At 56.8% G+C, this 8,228-nt stretch carries 9 protein-coding genes; 3 read left to right on the top strand and 6 right to left on the bottom strand.

The annotated features are described in order from the left end of the window. Positions 1-910 (top strand): glycosyltransferase family 39 protein (locus P8Z34_16095; GenBank protein ID MEJ2552194.1); only part of this gene is annotated, 910 nt, incomplete at its 5' end. Positions 911-935: 25 nt separating this feature from the next. On the opposite strand, the gene P8Z34_16090 is transcribed toward P8Z34_16095, so the two are convergent. Then, the gene (locus P8Z34_16090; protein MEJ2552193.1) at positions 936-1,112 is read right to left on the bottom strand and encodes a hypothetical protein; all 177 of its coding nucleotides are present in this window, start codon (positions 1,110-1,112) and stop codon (positions 936-938) included. Positions 1,113-1,387: 275 nt separating this feature from the next. Between P8Z34_16090 and P8Z34_16085 the strand changes: the two genes are divergently transcribed. Together P8Z34_16085 and P8Z34_16080 are read left to right on the top strand one after the other, a co-directional pair. After that, complete coding sequence (locus P8Z34_16085; GenBank protein MEJ2552192.1) at positions 1,388-2,164, top strand: enoyl-CoA hydratase/isomerase family protein; 777 nt, start codon at positions 1,388-1,390, stop codon at positions 2,162-2,164. 186 nt (positions 2,165-2,350) lie between these two features. Then, on the top strand, positions 2,351-3,097 hold the full coding sequence (locus tag P8Z34_16080) for a hypothetical protein (protein ID MEJ2552191.1): 747 nt from the start codon (positions 2,351-2,353) through the stop codon (positions 3,095-3,097). Positions 3,098-3,155: 58 nt separating this feature from the next. Here P8Z34_16080 and P8Z34_16075 read toward each other — a convergent pair whose 3' ends face one another. From P8Z34_16075 to P8Z34_16055, 5 genes are all read right to left on the bottom strand, one after another. Beyond that, positions 3,156-4,064, bottom strand: coding sequence for an NAD(P)/FAD-dependent oxidoreductase (locus P8Z34_16075; GenBank protein MEJ2552190.1), 909 nt, complete (start codon positions 4,062-4,064; stop codon positions 3,156-3,158). A 6-nt stretch (positions 4,065-4,070) separates the two neighbouring features. Further along, positions 4,071-5,438 (bottom strand): NADP-dependent malic enzyme, encoded by a 1,368-nt coding sequence (locus P8Z34_16070; protein ID MEJ2552189.1) that lies wholly within the window; start codon positions 5,436-5,438, stop codon positions 4,071-4,073. A gap of 116 nt (positions 5,439-5,554) precedes the next feature. Further along, positions 5,555-6,478, bottom strand: a complete 924-nt coding sequence (locus P8Z34_16065) for a dihydropteroate synthase (protein MEJ2552188.1) — start codon at positions 6,476-6,478, stop codon at positions 5,555-5,557. Positions 6,479-6,518: 40 nt separating this feature from the next. Beyond that, complete coding sequence (locus P8Z34_16060) at positions 6,519-7,286, bottom strand: AAA family ATPase (GenBank protein ID MEJ2552187.1); 768 nt, start codon at positions 7,284-7,286, stop codon at positions 6,519-6,521. A 68-nt stretch (positions 7,287-7,354) separates the two neighbouring features. Further along, positions 7,355-8,228 (bottom strand): ATP-binding protein (locus P8Z34_16055; GenBank protein MEJ2552186.1); only part of this gene is annotated, 874 nt, incomplete at its 5' end.

Below are 8,228 nucleotides of genomic sequence, written 5' to 3'. Positions count from 1 at the left end.
GTCGCGGCCAATGAACTTGCCGATTCTGATTTCATTCTTTCGATTCCTGGATGGAGACGTCCTTCCGGGCTCCAAATTATTGTATCCCATGTTCTTCGCCAGCCTGCTTGGTGGAACTTATGTTTTCTGGAGGAATCGAGGCGTCGATAAGATGGCGGCTGCTGCGGGAACTTTATTCTTGGGATCGCTGCCCATCGTCTTTCAGCACAGCACCAACGGGTATACCAATCTGCCTTTCTGTGTTTACTTACTTCTGGGAGTCTTCATCGGTATCGAGGGTATCCAAAACAAAGACCGCACCAGGCAGCGATGGAGCGGGCTCATGTTGGCTCTGGCTTGTTGGACGCGTTATGAGGGTGCGTTTATGGCTCCGTTTTTGATGCTCACGTTGTTACTCTTTCATCGTTACCAGATAAGATTAAAGGTATTTTACGATGATTGGATTTCCCCCGAAGCAGGCTTACTCGGATTTTGGTTCGTATTCACGCAAACTCACAACGGCAGCAGCGTCATACAACACACCCTGAAAACCGCTTTTGAATCCTGGTTGGCCTTCGACTTTCATTTCGACGCCATTTATGAAACACTACGCTTCATCGGCGCACAGGTTCTCAAGTTGGAAGTCTGGGGTTTGATCGTTCCCGTGGTGCTGCTTCTCGCCTTTCGGCAGCGGCGAAATTTGGCTGCTCAACGCAGCCGGGGCGAATTTTCCGTCTTGGTGCTGTCGTTCATCATGGGCTTCTCCACGCTCGCGCTCTATTATCTCGCCTCCTTTACCCGCGATCTGCGACTGCAGCTCGAGACGAGTGCGGACCGCATTGTCCTCCCCACTGGCATACTGATATTGGTGTGGGCCGTCTTGAACACGGCGGACTCAATGGGCGAGGTCAACAAGCGCCTCGACCGGTAAACTGGTTGAAGACGGGGTCTTGGTTTCATCCCTCAGGATTGCCACCCTGGGCGGCAAGATATTCCTGATAGGTCTTCCAGCCGGAGCACCAGGTCGTGTGCCAGGGCCAGAAGCGGGCGAGCAAAGCGCTGGGTTTCGCTTCCGCACGCTTGTGGATCGGGCAATCGGCGCAGTGAATTACTCTTCCGTTGTATTCGACCATGATTAAATTCTCCTGTGTTTGACCTCAAATCGTGCCGCTGCTGAGCACATCATTCGCGGCGTTCCCTGTTCGCCAAGCTGCTCTTTTCGTGCAAGCCGTTCACGGCCGCGCCTGACATCGGAGACACGTACCTTCATCTGCAACGCGAGCGATGGAATCTTTTCGTATTGTACAATATATCGATACCGACCGAGATGTGCTCGAAGATGTCATCACACCGTCGGAAGAATCTTCGATTTGCAGCGGATCGATCTGCACTGCGAAAGAGGATACAGATGGGATATCGGAATTGGGACGTACGCATCGAAGATCGCATCCTCACCCTGAGCCTGCGGCGCGCCGATCAGCAGAACACCCTGAATGCTGAAACGATGAGGGAATTGCAGAAGATCAGTGCACGCATCCGAGATGATAACGCCGTGCGCGTGGTCATCCTGCGAGGTGAAGGACGCCACTTCTCCACCGGCGTTGATATCCAGATGCTTGCGGAGAGAATGGATTTGCCTTCGGATGAAAACCGCCGCTTCCTGGCCGGCTTGCAGCGGTGTCTGGATGACTTTGAACTGCTGGGAAAACCGACGATCGCCAGGCTGCATGGATTTTGCATCGGCGGTGGGCTGCTGCTGGCGCTGTGCTGCGATTTCCGCATCGCCAGCACACGCACGGTCTTCAGCCTGCCGGAGATCAAATTGGGGCTTCCCTTTTTGTGGGGCACCCGGCGCATCACGCGCGTGGTTGGCATGCCCGCAGCAAAGGAAATATTGTATTTCGGCGGTCGTTTCGGCGCCGAAAAGGCGCGGCAGTACGGCCTGGTCCACCATGTTGCAGCACCGGATGAACTCGATCGAGCGGTCGCCGACATGGCGCGGCGCCTGCTCGGAGTGCCTGCAAAAGCACTGGAGCTGTCCAAACGCATCATCCACGCCGCTGACGATCTGACTCTGCGCGAAAGTCAGGACCTCGAACTCGAGGTCGTGGCCAAGTTGCTCGCCGGTCCGGAAACGAAAGACGCGTTCAAACAGTATGCTGAGAAACGCGGCGTCATGGATTGATGTGTGTAACGAGTTTCCGATTTGGTGCGCGCGGAAAATTTGAGCTCCCCTCATCCGAAATCAAACTGATCCTTGACTTGGAGGACAATACAGGCTTAATCTTGTGACGTTTTGAGATCTGATTTTCATAAAACCACTGTGTGGCATGCGTTCGTATACATAGGAACGTGAAAGGGATTTGGATTGATGGATATTACGGTAAAGCCGAAACGGATCGCGATGATTTTTCTGTCTGCTGCCCTGATCATGGTCATCGGCCACATCGGCGGCCGCATCAGCGAGCATTTCTACGGCAGGACCTTCGGTTTTTATTTCTTCGATCTCAATCGCGAGGATAGCATTCCCACTTTCGTCTCTTCGGTCGGGCTGGGGATTTGCAGTCTATTGTTGTTCGTCGTCGCCGGCCTCGTCAGGCGTAATCGCGCTCCGAATTTTCTGTATTGGGTTGGACTGGGGATTCTCTTCTTGTACATGGCGATCGATGAAATGGTCCGCATTCACGAGAAATTAGGCGGACCGCTGCGGGAGGTATATGATCCTGAGGGTCTCTACGATATGGTGTGGCTGATTCCGTACGGAATACTGGTCCTCCTGGTTGGCGTTGTTTACTTGCGATTCGTCCTGCGCCTGCCTCGCGAGACGAAAGTGCTTTTCATTGTCTCGGGTCTGGTCTATCTTACGGGAGTCGCTGGCTTCGAGTATCTTGGCGGGCGGCAGGATGCGTTGTACGGCATTGGGAACTTCGCCTATCAGGCGTACGTGGTTCTGGAAGAGGGGCTTGAAATGCTCGGCATGGGTCTCTTCATGTATTCGATATTGAATCACATCAGCATTCAATACGGGCCGGTGCGCTTCATCGTGCCGGCAAAATCTGCCAAGAACCCGATCGAATCCCAGACAATGGATGCATCCACGACGTCGACGAAGCCTTGAGCGCGGGCAGCGCGAGAACGGTGTTGATCCCCTCCCCTCGTCGATCGGAATCCGGCGTTCAATCGTCGGGCAATTGTAAAATGTACTCGTAGGCGGAAAGAGCGGCCTTCGCACCTTCACCGACGGCAATCAAGACTTGTTCGGCAATCACGTTCGTAACATCCCCGGCGGCAAATATGCCTTCGGCGGAGGTCTTGTTGGTGCCGTCGATTTTGATGCGGTCTAATTCGTCCAGCTCTACCAGGTCTTCGACGATCTGCGATTGGGGTACCAGCTCGAGCTCCACGAAGAACGCATCCGCATCAAGCTCGCGTTCTTCCTTATCCTTGCGGATCGTGATCCGGCGGGCGTAGTCGTCCCCATTTACGGCCGTGACCCTGAAGCCCTCGTATACTTCGACGTTCGGAGCAGTCCGCACCTTGCGTCCCAGCTGTGATTCCAGGTCGCCGTGGGAAGGTGCGACGAGACTCACTTTGTTGGCGATGCGCGCCAACTCGGCCGTCGATCTCAACGCCAGCAGCGTGTCACCGATCACGACGGCCTTGCGGTCGATGAACAGGGGCGCGTAGGAGACCGCACTGTAGCACAGGCCGCGCATCATGTATTCTTTCTCGCCGGGCACGTCGAGCAGTCTGCCGAGTGCGCCTGTGGCGACGATCAACGCCCTGGTTTGGAACTTGTTCCCCTCGCGCGTCGAGACCTCATAACCATGTTCGACCTTCTTGATGTTCTCCGCCTTGTCAAAAACCCGGGCGAACTCCAGATAATTGATCTCGTTCATGAAGCGATTGACGATCTCCTCTCCGGAGATGACGAGATATTTGTTGACGAAGGGAAGCTGGAGGCGATAGTTGGTCTTGCCTCCCAGATCGCGGGTGATGAGAAGCACGTTCAGACGTTTGCGCAGCGCGTAAATGGTCGCCGTAAGTCCGGCGGGGCCTCCACCCAGGATGATTAAGTCATACATGGTCTCTTACTCCTCCCCGTTTGCCATGGGAATAAAGCCTTCGGCCATCATACATGCCGTCAGATCTCTCGAGCGGCGGATGATCTTTTCGGCCTTTTCGTGTTCCTCTTCATACGTCAAAGGTTTCTGGGCGATTCCCTCTTCGACGGCCTTCGTCGCCACGGCGGCGGCCTCTCTCGGAAAGACTTCCCACTCATCCATATTAGGCAAAATATACTCCGGACTCAATCCTTTTTCCTCCGCCATCGATGCCAGCGCTTCGGCCGCAGCCGTGCACATCGAGTCCGTGATGGTCTTGGCGCGCACATCGAGCGTGCCGCGAAAAATCCCCGGGAAGCCGAGAGAGTTGTTGACCTGGTTGGGAAAATCGGAGCGGCCGGTAGCGATCACGGCGGCGCCGGCTTCCTGCGCTTCCCAGGGCCAAATTTCGGGAACAGGATTGGCGCATGCGAAGATGATCGCATCTTTGGCCATCTCGGCGACCCATTCGGACCGGATGGTTCCAGGTCCGGGTTTCGAGAGGGCGATGACGACGTCCGCACCTTTCATCGCAGCGGCGGTATCCCCGGTGCGGCCTTCCTCGTTGGTGATTTTACAGAATTTCCATTTATCGACGTATTCCGCTTTGCGCATCTCCAGATCCTTGCGGTCCTTGTGCAGAATGCCTTTGCTGTCGACCATGCGGCAGAGTGCGGGCGTGGCGCCCGAAGCGAAAATCAACCGCGCGCAGGCGACGTTCGAAGCGCCTGTCCCGACGAAAGTGATCTGGACCTCGCCGAGTTTCTTGCCGACGATTTTCAATGCGTTCATCAAGGCCGCTAAAGTGACGGTTGCCGTGCCTTGTTGATCGTCGTGCCAAACGGGAATCTCTGCACGGGCACGCAGGGTGTCGAGGATGCGAAAACATTTCGGCTGGGAGATGTCCTCCAGATTGACTCCGCCGAATCCGGGTTGCAGGAGCAGCACCGTTTCGATGATCTTGTTCGGGTCTTTGGTGTCGAGCATGATCGGCCATGCGTCCACACCGCCCAGATACTTGTAAAGCAGCGCTTTGCCTTCCATGACCGGCAGACCGGCTTTGGGGCCGATGTCGCCCAATCCCAGAACGCGGGTGCCGTCTGAAACGATGGCGACCGTGTTCCATTTATGGGTATGTTCGTATACGAGATCGGGATCCGCTTCGATCGCCTTGCAGGGGGCTGCTACTCCGGGTGTGTACCAGATGGCGAAATCGTTGAAATCGCGGACGCGCGCTTTCACCGCGACTTCGACCTTGCCCTGGTAGAAAGGATGGAGACGCATCGCCTCTGCGGAAGGTTTTTCAGCTTTCGCCAGCAATTCCTCGATGTTGAGATGCGGTGACTCCTTAGCCATACGAATACCCTCCTTGTTCGCGAACGATGAAGGTTGGGTCTTGAATGGTATCTTTCGGATCGCGGGCAACCCGTTTTGAAGAGTTGTCCAATTTCGCCGAGACTGCGCTCTCGAGATTACAGGCGCAGGTATGAATCTGCGTAAATCACCTTGTTGAGCAGAATCTGCACGGTCTTCCAGATTTCGACCTGCTTCGGATCCGACATGTCCACCAGGTCCTGTGTCGGCTCCTCCATGGCGGCGACGGCGTCGAAAATCTTCAGGTTCAGGGCCTTGACCGGCGTGCTGTCGTCACGCGTTTCCACGGCGTGAATGGTCTCCATCAGCTCTTTGTCGAGCGGGTTGAGGATCGCCGAATCGCAGCCCACGGCCAGGAGCATGATCACGAAAACACGGTCGATGAGCGGGCGCATTTCGTTGGGCACGGAGTTCGAGACGTTGGAAAGCCCCACCGTCGTCATCGGCGGCGGATCCATGACCATCTTCAGCATGCGGATGGTTTCAATGGATTCGGGGACGTACTCCTGGCAGCCGGAGACGGTGAGGATCAAGGGGTCGATGTAGAGATTTTCCATCGGGATGTCCAATGCCTGGGCGCGCGGAATGAGTTTTTCCATGGCGATGCCGACGCGCTCGTCTGCGCTGACGGGAATGCCGCTCTTCTCCATGCAAAGGGCGATCAGCTTTGCGTCGTACTTGGCCGCCAGGGGAGGCACGTTCGTCAGGCGTTCGATTTCGGCCGAAGTGGAATTGACCATGGCGTTCGATCCCACCCGTTTGAGTCCGGTCTCGATGGCCGCAAGGTTGGTCGTGTCGAAACTCAGTGTCATTCCGGGTACGGCTTCCTGCATGCAGTCCACCAGCCAATCGACCACTTCCGGCCCGTCCTTTTTGCGCGGTCCGATGTTCAGATCGATCACGTCGGCGCCGGCATCCTTCTGGCGGCGGGCGAGATCGACGAAGAAGCCCCCATCGCGTTCCTTCAGCGCCTCCTTCACCTTCGGTGAGACGATATGGATGTTCTCTCCGATTTTGTACATGGATCTTCTCCTATCGTAAGTTTGATGTTGTCTAGATGGATTAACCTTCGTTCAAGATCCGGTCGGCCAGTCGTTTTACCGCTGCGGCTGCAGGTGAGTCTCCATTGAGTTGGATCAACGGCGTTCCCAATGCGTCGAGTTGGTTGATGTTCTCGTCTGCCGGGATGAGTGCTGCGATTTCGAGGTTCAATTCGTCGATGGCGTCCTGCAGCGGCTGCGGCAGGTCGCCTTTCACCCGATTGACGATCAATGCCGTGCGTTTGACGTTCACCTCGAGCGTTTCGGCCAGCCGGGCCATTTCGCCTGCCGTGCGTACGCCGCGCAGCGTGGGATCCGTGACGAGCAGCAGAAGATCGACGTCCCGCGTCGTGCGCCTGCTGATGTGTTCCATGCCGGCTTCGTTGTCGATGACGATCGTCTCGTACGTGCGGCCGATATCATCCACGATCTGGCGCAGCAGGTGATTGACGGCGCAGTAGCAGCCCTGGCCTTCCGGCCGGCCCATGGCGAGCAGATCGACACGCTCTCCCTCTTCGATCGCCATGCGCACTTCACGGTTGAGATAATCGTGGCGGCTGATCGATACCCCAAGCTGCCCGGCCTGCGCCGTTTCGCTCATCGTCTCGCGGATCTCTCCGACCGTATCCGGCTCGGAGACACCGAGGGCCATGTGCAGATTCGTGGCCGGATCGGCGTCGATCGCCAGAAGCGGGCCGCGCACCCGTTGGCTCAAATTATGAATGAGCAGCGCTGCGAGCGTCGTTTTTCCCGTCCCGCCTTTTCCGGCGAGGGCAATGGTCTTCGTCATTTCTACCACCTCAAGCAGTTCTCACAATCCTCAGCGAACAATCTCCATACTCCGATTCTACTTCAGGTTCAATTCCCAGGCGTTCCTTTTTTCGCGCTGTAGCGTTCCCAGATTTCAGCCACGCTCGGAAAGCGGTTGATTTCGGTGTGGGGCAGGAAGAGCGCAGCAGTGAAAGCGTCGTAAAAGGTGTTGTCCGCCGAGAGTTCGACGTAGGTCATCTTCTCGGCGATGGCGCGAATTTGCTGGCGTGCGTCGTATGACAGGAGCGCCATGTAGCTGCCGAGAACGGAAGTGTTTCCCAGGAAATTGAACCTGTCCCAGGGGAGGTCAGGCAGCAAACCGATCTTGATGGCGTTCTCGACGTTGATGTATTGTCCGAATGCGCCGCCCACCAGCATCTGCTGCACGTCCTCCAGCTCGACGCCGACGCTGTCGGCCAGGACGCTGAACCCGGCATAAATGGCCGCTTTGGCGCGCATCAGATTGTCGACATCCACTTTGTTCAGGGCGATGTCTCTGCCGTGCTCGGTTTCTTCGCCCCAGGCGACGATGTATTCCGGACCGTATTGGCCCTGACGCACACGCGGGGTGTCCAGGTCCAGTTTGAAATTTCCTGCGCGGTCCACGACGCCGGTGACGAAAAGCTCCGCCAGGAGCGAGATCAAACCGGAACCGCAGATGCCGACCGGTTTCTTGCCGCCGATGACGCGAATGGTCGGTTCGTAGGTGTTGGTGTTCACCCACACCTCTTCGATGGCGCCCAGCGTGGCGCGCATACCGTCGATGACGCCGGCGCCTTCGAACGCAGGCCCGGCCGAGCAGGCGCAGGTGACCATCCATTCGTTCGTCCCCAGAACGGTCTCCCCGTTCGTGCCCACGTCGATGAACAGGGTAAGGTCCGGCGCCTCGGACAGCTTGCTGGCCAGCACGCCGGCAGTGATG

This window comes from Anaerolineales bacterium, assembly GCA_037382465.1.
Taxonomy (GTDB): Bacteria; Chloroflexota; Anaerolineae; order Anaerolineales; family E44-bin32; genus WVZH01.
This window is presented reverse-complemented; position numbering and strand designations above follow the sequence as displayed.